This window comes from Burkholderia sp. WP42, from assembly GCF_000745665.1.
GTDB lineage: Bacteria > Pseudomonadota > Gammaproteobacteria > Burkholderiales > Burkholderiaceae > Burkholderia > Burkholderia vietnamiensis.
Genome location: NZ_JQJT01000024.1, coordinates 125,323 through 142,769 on the forward strand (window position 1 = coordinate 125,323; position 17,447 = coordinate 142,769).

16 protein-coding genes and 1 other RNA gene are annotated in these 17,447 nt (G+C 65.3%); 13 read left to right on the forward strand and 4 right to left on the reverse strand.

From position 1 onward, the window contains the following. Positions 1-119: 119 nt before the first annotated feature. The 3 genes from EX20_RS16540 (at position 120) to EX20_RS16550 (ending at position 2,223) form a co-directional block, all read left to right on the forward strand. Positions 120-1,223: a substrate-binding domain-containing protein gene (locus EX20_RS16540; RefSeq protein ID WP_014722673.1), complete on the forward strand. Its 1,104-nt coding sequence runs from the start codon at positions 120-122 to the stop codon at positions 1,221-1,223. A 101-nt stretch (positions 1,224-1,324) separates the two neighbouring features. Then, positions 1,325-1,594, forward strand: a complete 270-nt coding sequence (locus tag EX20_RS16545; protein ID WP_011883798.1) for a hypothetical protein — start codon at positions 1,325-1,327, stop codon at positions 1,592-1,594. A 278-nt stretch (positions 1,595-1,872) separates the two neighbouring features. Further along, positions 1,873-2,223 carry a DUF4148 domain-containing protein gene (locus EX20_RS16550; RefSeq protein WP_011883800.1) on the forward strand — a complete coding sequence of 117 codons (351 nt, stop codon included), beginning with the start codon at positions 1,873-1,875 and terminating at the stop codon, positions 2,221-2,223. A 539-nt stretch (positions 2,224-2,762) separates the two neighbouring features. Here EX20_RS16550 and ssrA read toward each other — a convergent pair. The 4 genes from ssrA to ompA all read right to left on the reverse strand — a co-directional run bounded on the left by ssrA (position 2,763) and on the right by ompA (position 5,400). Beyond that, positions 2,763-3,132: a transfer-messenger RNA gene (ssrA, locus tag EX20_RS30820) on the reverse strand. A gap of 17 nt (positions 3,133-3,149) precedes the next feature. Next, on the reverse strand, positions 3,150-3,866 hold the full coding sequence (locus EX20_RS16555; protein ID WP_034194137.1) for an HAD-IA family hydrolase: 717 nt from the start codon (positions 3,864-3,866) through the stop codon (positions 3,150-3,152). A 13-nt stretch (positions 3,867-3,879) separates the two neighbouring features. Then, positions 3,880-4,578: a bifunctional 2-polyprenyl-6-hydroxyphenol methylase/3-demethylubiquinol 3-O-methyltransferase UbiG gene (gene ubiG, locus EX20_RS16560; protein WP_011883804.1), complete on the reverse strand. Its 699-nt coding sequence runs from the start codon at positions 4,576-4,578 to the stop codon at positions 3,880-3,882. 150 nt (positions 4,579-4,728) lie between these two features. Continuing rightward, positions 4,729-5,400, reverse strand: a complete 672-nt coding sequence (gene ompA, locus EX20_RS16565) for an outer membrane protein OmpA (protein ID WP_011883806.1) — start codon at positions 5,398-5,400, stop codon at positions 4,729-4,731. A 537-nt stretch (positions 5,401-5,937) separates the two neighbouring features. Between ompA and gyrA the strand changes: the two genes are divergently transcribed. The 10 genes from gyrA to EX20_RS16615 all read left to right on the forward strand — a co-directional run bounded on the left by gyrA (position 5,938) and on the right by EX20_RS16615 (position 17,436). Further along, positions 5,938-8,541 carry a DNA gyrase subunit A gene (gene gyrA, locus EX20_RS16570; RefSeq protein ID WP_011883808.1) on the forward strand — a complete coding sequence of 868 codons (2,604 nt, stop codon included), beginning with the start codon at positions 5,938-5,940 and terminating at the stop codon, positions 8,539-8,541. 84 nt (positions 8,542-8,625) lie between these two features. Then, entirely contained in the window at positions 8,626-9,225 is a 600-nt protein-coding gene (locus EX20_RS16575) for a DUF2059 domain-containing protein (RefSeq protein WP_011883810.1), read from the forward strand. A gap of 174 nt (positions 9,226-9,399) precedes the next feature. After that, positions 9,400-10,482, forward strand: coding sequence for a 3-phosphoserine/phosphohydroxythreonine transaminase (gene serC, locus EX20_RS16580; protein WP_034194138.1), 1,083 nt, complete (start codon positions 9,400-9,402; stop codon positions 10,480-10,482). Positions 10,483-10,514: 32 nt separating this feature from the next. Further along, on the forward strand, positions 10,515-11,597 hold the full coding sequence (gene pheA / locus EX20_RS16585; RefSeq protein ID WP_011883815.1) for a prephenate dehydratase: 1,083 nt from the start codon (positions 10,515-10,517) through the stop codon (positions 11,595-11,597). 193 nt (positions 11,598-11,790) lie between these two features. Next, positions 11,791-12,717, forward strand: a complete 927-nt coding sequence (locus EX20_RS16590) for a prephenate dehydrogenase (RefSeq protein WP_034194139.1) — start codon at positions 11,791-11,793, stop codon at positions 12,715-12,717. A 13-nt stretch (positions 12,718-12,730) separates the two neighbouring features. Further along, complete coding sequence (gene aroA / locus EX20_RS16595) at positions 12,731-14,035, forward strand: 3-phosphoshikimate 1-carboxyvinyltransferase (RefSeq protein WP_034194140.1); 1,305 nt, start codon at positions 12,731-12,733, stop codon at positions 14,033-14,035. Between the two features lie 13 nt (positions 14,036-14,048). Next, positions 14,049-14,735: a (d)CMP kinase gene (gene cmk, locus EX20_RS16600; protein WP_034194141.1), complete on the forward strand. Its 687-nt coding sequence runs from the start codon at positions 14,049-14,051 to the stop codon at positions 14,733-14,735. 140 nt (positions 14,736-14,875) lie between these two features. Next, positions 14,876-16,588 (forward strand): 30S ribosomal protein S1, encoded by a 1,713-nt coding sequence (rpsA, locus tag EX20_RS16605; RefSeq protein WP_034176254.1) that lies wholly within the window; start codon positions 14,876-14,878, stop codon positions 16,586-16,588. 22 nt (positions 16,589-16,610) lie between these two features. Then, positions 16,611-16,934, forward strand: coding sequence for an integration host factor subunit beta (locus tag EX20_RS16610; RefSeq protein ID WP_006750752.1), 324 nt, complete (start codon positions 16,611-16,613; stop codon positions 16,932-16,934). 208 nt (positions 16,935-17,142) lie between these two features. Continuing rightward, positions 17,143-17,436: a lipopolysaccharide assembly protein LapA domain-containing protein gene (locus EX20_RS16615; protein WP_011883826.1), complete on the forward strand. Its 294-nt coding sequence runs from the start codon at positions 17,143-17,145 to the stop codon at positions 17,434-17,436. Positions 17,437-17,447 lie beyond the last annotated feature (11 nt).

Consider the following 17,447-nt stretch of genomic DNA (forward strand, 5'->3'; position numbering starts at 1 on the left):
TCCAAAGTCTCATATGTGCCGGTAATTCATATAACGCACACCGTGACTTCGTTCTGATTGATTTCAAACAACGATAAGCGGAAGATTTCGTGGCCGCAATAGGAAATCGGAGTACATAAATGATTCGAATCGAATGCGACGCGTATTTGACCGTGCGCGACACGGCGGGCCGTTCGGCGAGCCTGTCGGACGTCGCGCCGTTGCTCGAGCTGGTGGCCGAGACGGGCAGCATCGCGCAGGCGGCGCAGGCGAAAGGGCTGTCCTACCGGCACGCGTGGGGCATGCTGCGCGCGCTCGAGGCGTGCATCGGCGGCGAGCTGATCGAGACGGCGCGCGGCAAGGGCTCGACGTTGTCGGAACTGGGGCGGGCCGTCGTCGACGCGCAGCGCCTCGCGCACACGCGCCTCGACGGGAATCTGCGGTCGCTCGCCGCCGAGGTGGCGAGCGACCTGAACCGCCGGCTCGCGCAGCGCGACGGTGCGGTGCGCATCCACGCGTCGCACGGCTATGCGGTCGCGGCGCTGGTGGCCGCGCTGGTCGATGCGCACGCGGCCGTCGACATCAAGTACCGCGAGAGCGTCGAGGCCGTCCGCGCGCTTGCACGCGGCGAATGCGAGCTGGCCGGCTTTCATCTGCCGCGTGGCGCGTTTCGCGAACAATGCGCGCAGATCTACCGGCCGTGGCTCGACGACACGCGCCATGTGCTGATTCATCTGACGCGCCGTCAGCAAGGATTGTTCGTGCCGCGCGGCAACCCGAAGCAGGTGCGCGGGCTGGCCGATCTGGCGCGCAACGATATCCGCTTCGTCAATCGGCAGCCGGGGTCCGGTACGCGAATGCTGCTCGATCTCGCGCTGCGCTCGATCGGCGTCGATCCGGAGCGGATCGACGGCTATGCGTCGGCCGAGCTCACGCACTCGGCGATCGCGGCGTTCGTCGCGAGCGGGATGGCGGATCTCGGCTTCGGCGTCGAGCCGGCCGCCCATCACTTCGGGCTCGATTTCATTCCGGTCGTCGACGAGGATTACTACTTCGCATGCGAGCGCGCGCGGCTGGCGTCGCGGCCGCTCGCCGACGTGCTCGCGTTGCTGCGCGATCCGGCGTTCGTCGAGCGCGTCGCGCATCTCGACGGCTACGATCCAGCAGCATGCGGCACGCTGATCGGCGTTGCGGCGGGGCTCGACGGGGACGCTGCCACCGTGCCGGGCGGCAACGGAAGGTAATGCACGCGCGTGCGGCGCGCGCTGCAGCAGCAGGGGATTTGCGCTACGCTTGCCGCTTGATCAACGTTCCAACAAGCACGCCGTTCAGGCGTCATCCCGCCATGAAACTTTCCGTTCCTCTCTCCGCGGCAGCGTTGACCGCGGGGCTTCTGATCGCCGCCACGCCGTTTGCGTTCGCGCAGAACTCCCCGGGCGTGCCCGGCGGGATTCTGAGCGATCAGTTCCGCCTGAACGAGCATCCGCAGATGCCGTTCGCGGCGTCGGCGCCGTCGCAGAAATATCAGAGCGGCAAGAAGTCTGCGCTGCGTCGCAAGGGCGACATCGGCGATCCGAACGGCTGCAACCTGAAGTGCCCGATGGATACGCAGTAACCACCGCTTCCCGATCGCAGCGCGCGTAGCCACAATGGCCGCGCAGCGCGCCGGTCTGCCGAGCCCCGCGAAGCCTGCCGCTTCGCGGGGCTCGCGTTTATGCGGCGCTGCCGGGCGGGTGCCGGCGCACTAATGGACTATAGGGTTAACCCGTAATCCTGAAAGAATGTCTTCCAGAAACCTGCCTTATTCTTAAGCAGTTGCCTACATACACTTCCATTTGTCGGCGATGAACGGGTGTTCATCGCAAGATCAGACAAATACGGAGGTAGGTCATCATGAAGTCGCTCGTTCAAGCTGTTGTCGTTGCTGCCGCTCTCGTCGCCCCGGTCGTGTCGTTCGCTCAGTCCGGCTCGGCACTCACCCGCGCCCAGGTTCGTGCGGAACTGGTGCAACTGCAGCAGGCCGGTTACAACACCGCCCGCGGCGAAGATCCGCATTATCCGGAAGCGATCCAGGCTGCGACCGCCCGCGTCGCCGAGCAGCAGCGCGCAGTCGCGCAGGCGCAAGGCGCCGATGCGAGCGGCTACGGTGCGCAAGTGCAGGGTGCGTCGGCATCGGGTTCGCGCGCGATCGGCGTGCGTCCGGCCAGCGTTGAAGAAATGAAGTCGCTGTATCGCGGCAGCTAAGCTGCGCACTGCCCGACGAAAGCGCGGGCCGGGAGCGACGAGGTGTCGTGCTCCCGGCCCGCGCCGTCGGGCAGACGCCGTTCGGCGCGGTCGATCGCCGCGCGAGCGGCTGCGGACGTCCGTCACCTCCTGCCGCCGGCGTACCGGCGGTATTCTGCCCGGCCCGTCCGGGGCTGGGCGCTTTTTCAAATGGCGCGTGACGTATCGTTCGTTGGCAACAAGCAACCCCGCAGACGCGTGTCGTGCGGGGTTTTGTTCGTCTGGACGGGAAGTTTGCGGGGCGCTGCGGGCTGGCTGTACTAGGGCAGCTGTGTTTCAACGCGGGCCGCGATCGGGCAGAGCGCCTTCCCGCATTGGAAGAGTTCGAGACACATCCGGCAGGGCAGGGGCACGACACGGAAATCGCCGCGCGGCGAAATTTCGCTCCGCACGTGTGATTGCGGGCGCTCGAACCAGCCGAACGGCAATAAAAAACCCGCGAAGCGTGACGCTGTCGCGGGTTTTTCCTGGCAACGCGCCGAACTGCGTTGCCGTGTATTTGGTGGAGGCGGCGGGAATCGAACCCGCGTCCAGAAGCGCTCCACGACTAGTTCTACATGTTTAGTTCAGTCATTTGATTTAACCGCAGCGACGCGGACGAACACGCTGCACTACGGCGATTCGCTAAGTTTTCGACCCGGACGTCGCGACGCCGCCAAGGCTTAACTGACGTATATGACCTCTGTCGGTATTGCTACCGGTCTTGCGACACTAGCCCGTCAGTGAACTAGGCAGAGGACGGCGGCCGTTAGGCTGCCAGTGCGAACGTATCGTCGTTTGCAGTTACGTTTTTCCCATTGATTAACGAGGTGACGGGTCCTCGACATGCCCTAGCCGCTTCACAACCCCTGTCGAAACCAGGTCGCCCCCGCGGATAAGATCGACCATTATAGCCCAACATCGCGCAGCAGTTCGCGCAGTTGCAGCGTCGTGTCGACGAGATGCTGCGCCTGCCAGTCGGCCGGCGCAGCGCCGTCGCCGCAGTAGCCATACGCGGCTGCGACCGTCGCCATGCCGGCCGCGGTGCCGGCCTGGATGTCGCGCAGGTCGTCGCCGACATAGACGATCCGCTCGGGCGCGAGCGTCAGTTGTGCGGCTGCGTGCAGCAGCGGGGCCGGATGGGGCTTCGAGTGCGGCGTCGTGTCGCCTCCGACGATGCAGGCCGCGCGTGCCGCGAGGCCGAGCAGGTCGGCGAGCGGTGCGGTGAGGCGCATCACCTTGTTGGTGACGATGCCCCAGCGCACGCGGCGCGCGTCCAGTTCGTCCAGCACGTCGCCGATCCCCGGAAACAGCGCGGTGTGCACGCAGATGTCCGTCGCATAGTTGGCGAGGAACTCGTCGCGCATCGCGTCGTAGCCGGGCGTCTGCGGATCGATGCCGAACGCGCCGCCGAGCAGGCCGCGGGCGCCGGCCGACGCGAGCGGCCGCAGCACGTCGAGCGGCGTCTCGGGCAGGCCGCGCACGCGCTGCATCTTGTGGACGGCGGCGGCGAGATCGGGCGCCGTATCGGCGAGCGTGCCGTCGAGATCGAACAGCACGGCGTCGCACTGCGTCAGCCGCGGTGCGTCGAGCGTCGTGCGCTCGGTCGAAAGGGAGGTCGTCATGCCGGGTCGAGGATTACGCGCCGCGGCGGCACGCGACGAGATAGTTGATGTCGGTGTCGTTCGACAGCGCAAAGCGCTTGCCGATCGGGTGATAGGTGATGCCCTTGAGCTCGACGATGTGCAGATCGGTCGCGCGCACGAAACCGGCCAGTTCCGACGGGCGGATGAAGCGCGCGTAGTCGTGCGTGCCCTTCGGCAGCATCTGCGCGATGTACTCGGCGCCGATCACCGCGAACAGGTACGACTTGAGGTTGCGGTTCAGCGTCGAGAAGAACACCCAGCCGCCGGGCTTCACGAGCTTCGCGCAGGCAGAGACGACGCCGGCCGGCGACGGCACGTGCTCGAGCATTTCCATGCAGGTGACGACGTCGTAGCTGCCGGGCTCGCGCTCGGCGATCGCTTCGGCGGCGATCGCCTCGTAATCGACGGTGATGCCGCTTTCGAGGCTGTGCAGATCGGCGACGCCGAGCGCTTCGTTCGACAGGTCGATGCCTTTGACCTGCGCGCCGAGCCCGGCCATCGATTCGGACAGGATGCCGCCGCCGCAACCGATATCGAGCGCGCGCTTGCCGGCCAGATGCGCATGCGAGTCGATCCAGCCGAGCCGGACCGGGTTCAGGTCGTGCAAGGGCTTGAATTCGGCGTTCGGATCCCACCACCGATGGGCGAGGTCGCTGAATTTCTGGAGTTCGTGCGGATCGGCGTTGGTCATGTCGGCAAACGGGTACGGAAGGAGGGCGGTGCGTCGGTACGTCAGCCGCAAGTATATAAGCGGGCGGACAACGAGGCCAGCAAGCGCCTGGACGGGCATCAATGAAAAAGCCCCGCCGGAGCGGGGCTTTGGAGCAGTTGAAACCGCGGCTTACTGCGCCGGAACGGTCGTCTTCTGCACTTGCTGCGTACCGACCACTTCGACTTCCACGCGGCGGTCCGGTGCGAGGCAGGCGATCAGTTGCTTGCGGTTCTTCTGGTTGCAGCCCGTCGTAACCGGATTGCGCTTGCCCTTGCCTTCCGTGTAGATCTTGTTGGCCGGGATGCCCTTGCTGACCAGGTACGACTTGACTGCTTGCGCACGGCGCAGCGACAGACGGTCGTTGTACTTGTCCGAACCGATGCGGTCCGTGTAGCCGGTGGCGACGACCACTTCCGTGTTCATGCCCTCGATCTTCGATGCCAGTTCGTCCAGCTTCTGCTTGCCCAGCGGCTTGAGCGTTGCCTTGTCGAAGTCGAACAGCGCGTCGGCTTGGTACGTGATCTTCTGGCTCGAAATTGCCGGTGCAGCAGCCGGAGCGACCGGCGGTTGCGGTGCCTGGGCGACCAGTGCGCCATCGCACTTTGCGTTGGCGGTGGCCGGCGTCCAGAACGCGTCACGCCAGCAGAGCTCGTTCGTGCCGTTCATCCACACCCATTCGCCCGTACCGTTCACCCAGTTGTCGTTGACGGCTTGACGCGACGCCGGCACCGACTGTGCCGAAGCGGATGCAGCCATAACTGCGGTAGCTGCAATGAACGCGAGCTTTGAAAGTTTATTCATATTTCTCCTCTCGAAATTGAGATTACCGCAGGTTTACTGCGAGCCTGTTGACGGTGACAAGTCATACATTGCTCGAAGTATAACATTGGTGCGGCACAAAAAACGCGGCACCGCTCTGTGTAGACTTCGAGCAGCGTCTAACTTTCAGTGCGTTGGCATTTTGCCATATCGTTCCCTTCCTACGAAAAAAAATCCTCCCCACCCCAAGATCGCCCCCACTTTGTGGTGCATGCGCAACAGTCGCCTGCCGCAACTTTAAGAAATTGTCAAGAGTGGGGCGGGGAAATTGCGGGAAACGACGCCTATGTTTACCCGCTGCCGCGACGCCACGTCGCAGGACTCGCCCGCGCACCAAAGGAGGGCGCGATCGCGGCCGGGGCGGGCATCGCACCGCAGCTCCGATTTTTGCTGTTTACATATAGTTGGGGGTCGCGAATTGGCTGCGGATGGGCGCATGTTAGAATCTCGCGTTGCGTTGCGCATGCAGCGCCCACGCGAAAGGCGTTCGCCGTCTTCGCTCCGAAACGATACGGATACATGGATCAATTCGCCAAAGAGACCCTGCCCACCTCCCTAGAGGAGGAAATGCGCCGTTCGTATCTCGATTACGCGATGAGCGTGATCGTCGGACGTGCCCTCCCGGATGTCCGCGATGGCCTGAAGCCCGTGCACCGGCGCGTACTGTTCGCGATGCACGAACTGAACAACGACTGGAACCGCGCGTACAAGAAGTCGGCGCGTATCGTCGGTGACGTGATCGGTAAGTACCACCCGCACGGCGATACGGCGGTGTACGACACGATCGTGCGGATGGCGCAGGACTTCTCGCTGCGCTACATGCTGATCGACGGGCAGGGCAACTTCGGCTCGATCGACGGCGACAACGCCGCGGCGATGCGTTACACCGAAATTCGCATGGCGAAGATCGGGCATGAGCTGCTGGCCGACATCGACAAGGAAACGGTCGACTTCGAGCCGAACTACGACGGCAACGAAACGCAGCCGTCGGTCCTGCCGTCGCGCATTCCGAACCTGCTGATCAACGGCTCGTCGGGCATCGCGGTCGGCATGGCGACCAACATTCCGCCGCACAACCTGAACGAAGTCGTTGACGCGTGCCAGCATCTGCTGAACAACCCGGGAGCGACGATCGACGAGCTGATCGAGATCATCCCGGCGCCGGACTTCCCGACGGCCGGCATCATCTACGGCGTGGCCGGCGTACGCGACGGCTATCGCACCGGGCGCGGCCGCGTCGTGATGCGCGCGGCCACGCACTTCGAGGAGATCGACCGTGGCCAGCGGATGGCGATCATCGTCGACGAGCTCCCGTACCAGGTGAACAAGCGCTCGCTGCTCGAGCGTATCGCCGAGCTCGTCAACGAGAAGAAGCTCGAAGGCATCTCGGACATCCGCGACGAGTCCGACAAGAGCGGCATGCGTGTCGTGATCGAACTGAAGCGCGGCGAAGTGCCCGAGGTCGTGCTGAACAACCTGTACAAGGCGACGCAGCTGCAGGACACGTTCGGCATGAACATGGTCGCGCTCGTCGACGGCCAGCCGAAGCTGCTGAACCTGAAGGAAATCCTGCAGTGCTTCCTGTCGCACCGACGCGAAGTGCTGACGCGCCGCACGATCTACGAACTGCGCAAGGCTCGCGAACGCGGCCACGTGCTCGAAGGTCTCGCAGTCGCGCTCGCCAACATCGACGAATTCATCGAGATCATCAAGGCCGCGCCGACGCCGCCGATCGCGAAGCAGGGGCTGATGGAGCGGTCGTGGGATTCGTCGCTCGTGCGCGAGATGCTCGCGCGCGCCGAGACGGAGAACGCCGCGGCCGGCGGTCGCGCCGCGTATCGTCCGGAAGGGCTGAACCCGGCGTTCGGGATGCAGGGCGACGGGCTGTACCGCCTGTCCGACACGCAGGCGCAGGAAATCCTGCAGATGCGCCTGCAACGCCTGACCGGTCTCGAGCAGGACAAGATCATCGGCGAGTACCGCGAAGTGATGGCGCAGATCGCCGACCTGCTGGACATCCTCGCGCGCCCGGAGCGGATCACGACGATGATCGGCGAGGAGCTGACGTCGGTGAAGGCCGAGTTCGGCGACGCGCGCCGCTCGAAGATCGAGCTGAACGCGACCGAACTGAACACCGAAGACCTGATCACGCCGCAGGACATGGTCGTCACGATGTCGCATGCGGGCTACGTGAAGTCGCAGCCGCTGTCCGAGTACCGCGCGCAGAAGCGCGGCGGCCGCGGCAAGCAGGCGACGCAGATGAAGGAAGACGACTGGATCGAGACGCTGTTCATCGCGAACACGCACGATTACATCCTGTGCTTCTCGAACCGCGGCCGCGTGTACTGGGTCAAGGTGTATGAAGTGCCGCAGGGCTCGCGCAACTCGCGCGGCCGCCCGATCGTCAACATGTTCCCGCTGCAGGAAGGCGAGAAGATCAACGTGGTGCTGCCGGTCAAGGAATTCTCGGCCGACAAGTTCGTGTTCATGGCGACGTCGCTCGGCACCGTGAAGAAGACGCCGCTGGAAGCATTCAGCCGCCCGATGAAGAAGGGCATCATCGCGGTCGGTCTCGATGACGGCGATTTCCTGATCGGCGCGTCGATCACCGACGGCGCCCACGACGTGATGCTGTTCTCCGATGCCGGCAAGGCCGTGCGCTTCGACGAGAACGACGTGCGTCCGATGGGCCGCGAAGCGCGCGGCGTGCGCGGCATGCAGCTCGAGGACGGCCAGCAGGTCATCGCGATGCTGGTCGCGGGCAGCGAGGAGCAGACGGTGCTCACCGCGACCGAGAACGGCTACGGCAAGCGCACCCCGATCACCGAGTACACGCGTCACGGCCGCGGCACGAAGGGGATGATCGCGATCCAGACGTCCGAGCGCAACGGCAAGGTGGTCGCCGCGACGCTCGTCGACGCCGAAGATCAGATCATGCTGATCACGACTGCCGGCGTATTGATCCGCACCCGTGTGTCCGAGATCCGCGAGATGGGACGGGCTACGCAAGGTGTTACACTCATCAGTCTTGATGAGGGCACGAAGCTCTCCGGCCTGCAGCAGATCGCTGAAGCCGAAGAGGGTGAGGGCGAAGTCGACGAGGCGTCGGACGGCGAAGCCTGAACAACGGGATGAGACTCGAGCCGCCGCGGGCGTGAAGCGCCGCGGTCGGCGAGCAACCATTCATATTTCCACAAGGGAGTGATGATGCAAAAGCAATTCAAGCAACTGGTTCTGCTGGCTGCACTGGTGCCGACGTTCGCGATGGCGCAAGCGCTGTCGAATTCCGCACCGGCTGCGACCGCGGCAGCTGCGCCGATCGACGCCGACAAGAAGGCGGCGATCAAGGATCTGCTCGACGCGATCGACGCGCCGAAGCTCGTGTCGGCAATCGGCAACAGCGCCGAGATGCAAGCGAAGCAACTCGTTCCGGCGATCCTGTCGGACGCGCTGTCGGAAAACAAGACGCTGAACGACAAGCAGAAGCAGGCCGCCGTGCCGACGCTGCAAAAGAACGCAGTGCCGAAGCTGGTCGACGGCGCGGGCAAGGTGTTCGGCACGCAGCAGTTCCAGAACGATGCGATGTCGGCTCAGTACGACGCGTACGCGAAGTACTACAGCACGTCGGAGATCAAGGATCTGACGACGTTCTACAAGAGCCCGACGGGCCGCAAGTTCATCCAGGTTCAGGATCAGGTTGGCCGCGACGTCGTCAACGGCCTGATGCAGAAGTACATGCCGCAAGCGATCCAGGCAACGCGCACGCAGGCTGACAAGGAAGTCGCCGCGGTCAAGCCGGGCAAGTAAGCGGTCCGGGCGCGCCGCCCGGCCGTCCGGTCGGGTTTGGCGGGAGCCTGATGACAGTGCGATAATGGCCGTTTGCGCGCGAGCGCAAGCGGCCATTCCTTTTTGTGGCGCGGTCTTTCTGCCGGCAGCGAGCCGGCCGCAAGCCGGTCCGCGTCCGTCCCGAGGTTATTCACGATGCGCGTCTTTAATTTCTCCGCCGGCCCAGCGGCGCTCCCCGAGGAAGTGCTGCGGCAAGCCGCCGACGAAATGCTCGACTGGCACGGCAGCGGCATGAGCGTGATGGAGATGAGCCATCGCGGCAAGGAATTCATGTCGATCCACGAAACCGCGCTGGCCGACCTGCGCGAGCTGCTCGACGTGCCGGCCAGCCACCGGATCCTGTTCCTGCAGGGCGGCGGCATCGCCGAGAACGCGATCGTGCCGATGAACCTGCTCGGTTCGCGCAAGAGCGCCGACTTCGTCGTCACCGGTTCGTGGTCGCAGAAGTCGTTCAACGAAGCGAAGAAGTACTGCACGCCGCATCTGGCGGCCTCGGGCAAGACGGCCGACGGTTTCACGCGCGCGCCCGCGCGCGCCGAATGGCAGCTGTCGGACGATCCGGCCTACGTGCATCTGTGCACCAACGAGACGATCGACGGCGTCGAGACGTTCGAGATTCCCGACCTCGGCGACGTGCCGCTCGTGGCCGACGTGTCGTCGCACATCCTGTCGCGCCCGATGGACGTCGCGAAGTACGGCGTGCTGTTCGGCGGCGCGCAGAAGAACATCGGGATGGCCGGCGTGACCGTCGTGATCGTTCGCGAGGACCTGCTCGACCGCGCGCTGTCGATCTGCCCGTCGGCATTCGAATGGAAGACCGTCGCCGAGAACAACTCGCTGTACAACACGCCGCCCACCTACGCGATCTACATCGCGGGCCTCGTGTTCCAGTGGCTGAAGCGGCAGGGCGGTCTCGCGGCGATCGAGGCCCGCAACATCGAGAAGGCGAAGCTGCTCTACGACACGATCGACGCGAGCGGCTTCTATCTGAACAAGGTCGAGCCGGCGGTGCGTTCGCGGATGAACGTGCCGTTTTTCCTGGCCGACGAAACGCGCAATGAAGACTTCCTCGCCGGCGCAAAGGCGCGCGGGCTGCTGCAGCTGAAGGGCCACAAGTCCGTCGGCGGCATGCGGGCGTCGATCTACAACGCGGTGCCGCTCGAGGGCGTGAAGGCGCTCGTCGAGTACATGAAGGACTTCGAACGGCGCGACGCCTGACGGCGCGCTGTTCAAACAGCACGGCAAAACGCATGGACGACGAACTGAATTCCCGCCTGAAACCGCTGCGCGACCGCATCGATGCGATCGACGCGCAGCTGATCGCGCTCCTCAACCAGCGCGCTGCGGTGGCGCTCGAGGTGGGCGAGGTCAAGAAGCACTTCAACGCGCCGGTGTTCCGGCCGGAGCGCGAGCTGCAGGTCATCGCGCGCCTGCAGGACATGAGCGCCGGGCCGCTCGCGGGCGAGCACATCAGCGCGATCTGGCGCGAGATCATGGCCGCGAGCCGCGCGCTCGAGCAGACGATCCACGTCGCGTTCCTCGGGCCGGTGGGCACGTACAGCGAACAGGCGATGTTCGAGTATTTCGGCCAGTCGATCGAAGGACTGCCGTGCCCGTCGATCGACGAAGTATTCCGCTCGGTCGAGGCGGGCGCGGCCGCCTTCGGGATCGCGCCGGTCGAGAATTCGACCGAGGGCGCGGTGTCGCGCACGCTCGACCTGCTGCTGCAGACGCAGTTGCTGATCAGCGGCGAGCTTGCGCTGCCGATCCATCACAACCTGCTCACGCAAAGCGGCACGCTCGCCGGCGTGACGCGCGTCTGCGCGCACGCTCAGGCGCTCGCGCAATGCCAGCAGTGGCTCGCGGCGAACGCGCCGCAGCTCGAGCGGCAAGCCGTGTCGAGCAATGCCGAGGCCGCGCGTCTCGCGGCGGCCGACCCGAGCGTCGCGGCGATCGCCGGCGATCGTGCGGCCGCGCACTACGGGCTGCAGGTCGCGTTCTCATTGATCCAGGACGATCCGCACAACCGCACGCGCTTCGTGATCGTCGGCAAGCAGCCGGCGGGGCAGAGCGGTCACGACCAGACGTCGCTGATCGTCTCGGTGAAGAACGAGCCGGGCGCGGTGTTCAAGCTGCTCGAGCCGCTCGCGCGGCACGGCGTGTCGATGACGCGCTTCGAATCGCGGCCGGCGCGGGTCGGCACGTGGGAGTACTACTTCTACATCGACATCGAAGGGCACCGGGACGACGCGGCGGTGGCCGCCGCGCTCGCGGAGCTCGGCCAGAAAGCCGCGTTCCTGAAGATACTCGGTTCGTATCCGCGCGCGCGCTGATGCGCGGCGGCCCGTCGCCTGCCTCGCGCGGGCGACGCGGCGAGGCGGCGAAGGGGCAGCGCCGGCCGGGCCGCGCTGCCGACGGCGGGTTCGGGCGGTATCCGGCGCAGGTCGCGCCGGGTGTGCGCCCGGTGCCCGGGATCTGGACTTCCGTGCGCGGGCATCGTTCCGCGCGCGTCACTTGGCTCATGTCGTGTCAGGCTTTGCATTCAACAAACTGGTCATTTTCGGCGTCGGCCTGATCGGCGGATCGCTGGCGCGCGCGTTGCGCGAGCGTGCCTCGGGCGGGGCGGGCGAGATCGTCGGCGTGGGCCGGTCGCGTGCATCGGTCGAGCGCGCGCTGGCGCTCGGCGTGATCGACCGCGCGGCGGCGCTCGACGATGACGCGCAACTGCGCGACGCGCTGGCCGGCGCCGATCTGGTGCTGCTCGCCGCGCCGGTCGCGCAGACGGAGCCGTTGCTCGCGCGCATCGCGCCGTGGCTGGACGCCGCGACGATCGTCACCGATGCGGGCAGCACCAAGTCCGACGTCGTCGCGGCCGCGCGCGCGGCGCTCGGTGAGCGGATCGCCCGGTTCGTGCCGGGCCATCCGATCGCCGGCCGCGAGTCGAGTGGTGTCGAAGCCGCGTTGCCGGACCTGTACGTCGGCCGCAACGTCGTGCTGTGCCCGCTCGCGGAGAACGCACCCGAGACGGTCGCGCGGATCGACGCGATGTGGCAGGCGACCGGCGCCGACGTGCGCACGATGAGCGCGGCCCAGCACGATCGCGTATTCGCCTCGATCAGCCATTTGCCGCACGTGCTGTCGTTCGCGCTCGTCGAGCAGATCCTCGGCGAGGCCGATGCGGAGCTGAAATTCTCATATGCGGCCGGCGGCTTCCGCGACTTCACGCGGATCGCGGCGTCGAGCCCTGAAATGTGGCGCGACGTGTGCGTCGCCAACCGCGCGGCGCTGCTCGACGAACTCGACGGCTACACGCGCGTGCTCGCACGGCTGCGCGCGGCGATCGACGCCGGCGACGGCGCCGCGCTCGAGGCCGTATTCACGCGCTCGCGCGCCGCGCGCAAGGCGTGGCAGGAGCGCGGCGCGCAGCCCGCTGCAGAACCGGTCAAGAAATAACAGGACGATTCACATGGACTATCTCGATCTCGGCCCGTACTCCAGTGCCTCCGGCACCGTGCGACTTCCCGGCTCCAAGAGCATTTCGAACCGCGTGCTGTTGCTCGCGGCGCTCGCCGAAGGCGAAACGACGATCACGAACCTGCTCGATTCCGACGACACGCGCGTGATGCTCGACGCGCTCGGCAAGCTGGGCGTGCGGTTCACGCGCGACGGCGACACCTGCGTCGTCGCCGGCACGCGCGGCGCGTTCACCGCGAGGACGGCCGATCTGTTCCTCGGCAACGCCGGCACCGCGGTGCGCCCGCTGACGGCGGCGCTTGCGGTCAACGGCGGCGACTACCGCGTGCACGGCGTGCCGCGCATGCACGAGCGGCCGATCGGCGATCTCGTCGACGGCCTGCGGCAAATCGGCGCGCAGATCGATTACGAACAGAACGAAGGCTTTCCGCCGCTGCGGATCAAGCCGGCGGCGATCACGGTCGACGCGCCGATCCGCGTGCGCGGCGACGTGTCGAGCCAGTTCCTGACCGCGCTACTGATGACCTTGCCGCTCGTGAAGGCGAAGGACGGCAAGATCGTCGTCGAAGTCGACGGCGAACTGATCTCGAAGCCGTACATCGACATCACCATTCGACTGATGGAACGCTTCGGCGTGACCGTCGAGCGCGACGGCTGGCAGCGCTTCGTCGTGCCGGCCGGGGTCCGTTACCGCTCGCCGGGGCGCATCATGGTCGAGGGCGACGCGTCGTCGGCGTCGTATTTCCTCGCGGCCGGCGCGCTCGGCGGCGGCCCGCTGCGCGTCGAGGGCGTCGGCCGGGCGAGCATCCAGGGCGACGTCGGCTTCGCGAACGCGCTGATGCAGATGGGCGCGAACGTGTCGATGGGCGACGACTGGATCGAGGTGCGCGGCATCGGCCACGATCACGGCAAGCTCGATCCGATCGACATGGATTTCAACCTGATTCCGGACGCCGCGATGACGATCGCGGTCGCGGCGCTCTTTGCGAGCGGCACGAGCACGCTGCGCAACATCGCGAGCTGGCGCGTGAAGGAAACCGACCGCATCGCGGCGATGGCGACCGAATTGCGCAAGCTCGGCGCGGTGGTCGAGGAGGGGCCCGACTATCTGGTCGTCACGCCGCCTCAGCGGCTCACGCCGAACGCGACGATCGACACCTACGACGATCACCGGATGGCGATGTGCTTCTCGCTCGTCAGCCTGGGCGGCGTGCCCGTGCGGATCAACGACCCGAAGTGCGTCGGCAAGACGTTCCCCGACTATTTCGACCGCTTCGCCGCGCTCGCCAAGGCCTGACCGACCGTACCCGATGAAATCGACCCGACCCTTTCACCCGACCCCCGTCATCACGATCGACGGCCCGACCGCTTCCGGCAAGGGCACCGTCGCGGCGCTCGTCGCCGCGCACCTCGGCTTTCACCTGCTCGACAGCGGCGCGCTGTACCGGCTCGCTGCGCTCGCGAGCGTGCGCTACGGGATCGACGCGCAGGACATCGACGCGCTCGTGAAGCTGATCGACGACCTCCACATCACGTTTCGCGAGGGCTGCGCGCAGCTCGACGGCGTCGACGTGTCGAACGACATCCGCGCGGAGGCGGTCGGCAACCGCGCGTCGGCGATCGCCGTGCACGGCCCGGTGCGCGTGGCGCTGGTGGCGCGCCAGCGGGCTTTCCGCAAGACGCCGGGCCTGGTTGCGGACGGCCGCGACATGGGCACCGTGATCTTCCCGGACGCCGTGCTCAAGGTGTTTCTGACGGCCAGCGCCGAGGCTCGCGCGGCGAGGCGGCATAAGCAATTGATGCAAAAAGGATTTTCTGCTAATATAGATAACTTGCTCCGGGATTTGCGTGAGCGTGACGCGCGTGACAGCAATCGCGCGGCCGCGCCGCTGAAGCCCGCGGCAGATGCCAAGCTGCTCGATACGTCGGCGCTTTCGGTCGATCAAGCGGTCGATCAGGTGCTGCAGTGGTACCGGGCGCTCGGCCAGCCGGCCTGAAAAGGCGGGCAGCAGTAGGTGCTGGGCGCGCGAGCGCTCAGCGTGTTTCAAACCCTTAACCCCGTATGGTTTCGATCTGGCTCTTTCAGCCTGCCATTCCGGCCGGCGTGGCACAGCGATCCATGCACAATCCGATTTTTATGTCCGACCTGCAAACCTCCACCCCGAATACCGAATCCTTTGCGGCTCTGTTCGAAGAGTCGCTGACCCGCCAAGACATGCGCGCCGGCGAAGTGATTTCCGCCGAAGTCGTGCGCGTCGACCACAACTTCGTGGTCGTCAATGCAGGCCTGAAGTCCGAGGCTTACATTCCGATCGAGGAATTCCTGAACGATCAGGGCGAGGTTGAGGTGCAGTCGGGCGATTTCGTGTCCGTCGCGATCGACGCACTCGAAAACGGCTACGGCGACACGATCCTGTCGCGCGACAAGGCGAAGCGCCTTGCATCGTGGCTGTCGCTGGAAAAGGCCCTCGACAACAACGAACTCGTCACCGGCACCATCACCGGCAAGGTGAAGGGCGGCATGACCGTGATGGTCAACGGCATCCGCGCGTTCCTGCCGGGTTCGCTGGTCGACACGCGTCCGGTCAAGGACACGACCCCGTACGAAGGCAAGACGCTCGAGTTCCGCGTGATCAAGCTCGATCGCAAGCGTAACAACGTCGTGCTGTCGCGTCGTGCCGTGATCGAGGCAACGCAAGGCGAAGAGCGCGCGAAGCTGCTCGAGACGCTGAAGGAAGGCGCGATCGTCAACGGCGTGGTCAAGAACATCACCGACTACGGCGCGTTCGTCGACCTCGGCGGCATCGACGGCCTGCTGCACATCACCGACATCGCATGGCGTCGCGTGCGTCACCCGAGCGAAGTCCTGTCGGTTGGCCAGGAAGTCACCGCGAAGATCCTCAAGTTCGACCAAGAGAAGAACCGCGTCTCGCTGGGCATCAAGCAACTGGGCGACGATCCGTGGGAAGGCATCTCGCGCCGTTACCCGTCGGGCACGCGCCTGTTCGGCAAGGTCACGAACATCACCGACTACGGCGCATTCGTCGAAGTGGAATCGGGCATCGAAGGCCTGGTCCACGTGTCGGAAATGGACTGGACCAACAAGAACGTCGCACCGTCGAAGGTTGTCCAGCTGGGTGACGAAGTCGAAGTCATGGTCCTCGAGATCGACGAAGACCGTCGTCGTATCAGCCTCGGCATGAAGCAGTGCAAGCCGAATCCGTGGGATGACTTCAGCCGCAACTTCAAGAAGGGCGACAAGATCACGGGCGCAATCAAGTCGATCACCGACTTCGGCGTGTTCATCGGTCTGCCGGGCGGCATCGACGGCCTGGTCCACCTGTCGGACCTGTCGTGGAGCGAAGCCGGCGAAGAAGCCGTTCGCAAGTACAAGAAGGGCGACGAAGTCGAAGCGATCGTGCTCGGTATCGACGTCGAGAAGGAGCGTATTTCGCTCGGCATCAAGCAGCTCGAAGGCGACCCGTTCAGCAACTACGTTGCAATGAACGACAAGGGTTCGATCGTCGACGGCGTGGTGAAGTCGGTCGATGCGAAGGGCGCCGTGATCACGCTGACGGGCGACATCGAAGGCTACCTGCGCGCTTCGGAAATCTCGCAGGATCGCGTCGAAGACGCACGCAACGTGCTGAAGGAAGGCGACAAGGTCAACGCGATGGTGATCAACATCGATCGCAAGTCGCGCGGCATCAACCTGTCGATCAAGGCGAAGGACTCGGCTGAACAACAGGAAGCGATCCGCGGCCTGCAGTCGGACTCGAGCGCTGCTGCGACCGGTACGACCAACCTCGGCGCGCTGCTGAAGGCGAAGCTCGACGGCCAGAACCAGTAAGCCTCGCGAGGTCTGCTGAAGTATGACCAAATCCGAGTTGGTCGCACAGCTGGCACTGCGATTTCCGCAACTTGTCCTCAAGGATGCGGATTTCGCGGTGAAAACGATGCTCGATGCGATGTCCGACGCTCTGTCGAAAGGGCATCGCATCGAAATTCGCGGTTTCGGCAGCTTCGGCCTCAACCGTCGCCCGGCGCGCGTCGGACGCAACCCGAAGTCGGGGGAGAAAGTGCAGGTGCCCGAGAAGTTCGTGCCGCACTTCAAGCCCGGCAAGGAATTGCGTGAACGCGTCGACGGTCGCGCCGGTGAGCCGCTGAAGGCTGACGACCCGGACGACGAGCGTTGAGCGTCGTGCGGTTTGCCCGGAACCTGTCCGGCGAAGGCTGAAAAGAAAGCGCCCCTAGCGGGCGCTTTTTTCATTTCCGGCGGCGGCAGGACGACGCACTCCGAACGATCTGCGCTGACGCCGAAACGCATCCTTTACAATACGGGTCGATTCGGCGACGCGAAGGGGAGTCGCGCGCCGCGGCAAACCTCAACAAAGAGAGGGCTACATGAAGTTTATCGTCTGGCTGATCCGGGTATTGGTGTTCGTGCTGCTGCTGGTGCTCGCGCTGGCCAATACGCAAACCGCGACGCTGAATTTCGTTGCCGGCTACGCGTGGCAGGCGCCGCTGATCCTGATCGGTCTCGCGTTCTTCGTCGTCGGTCTGCTGGCCGGTCTGCTGTCTGCGCTGCCGTCAATCTTCCGGCTGCGTCTGGAGAACGGACGTCTCAAGCGGGATCTGCGCGCCGCGCGTGAAACCCCGGCGGTCGTCGACCAGCCGCCGATGCCGCCCGTCATTTAACACCGACGCCG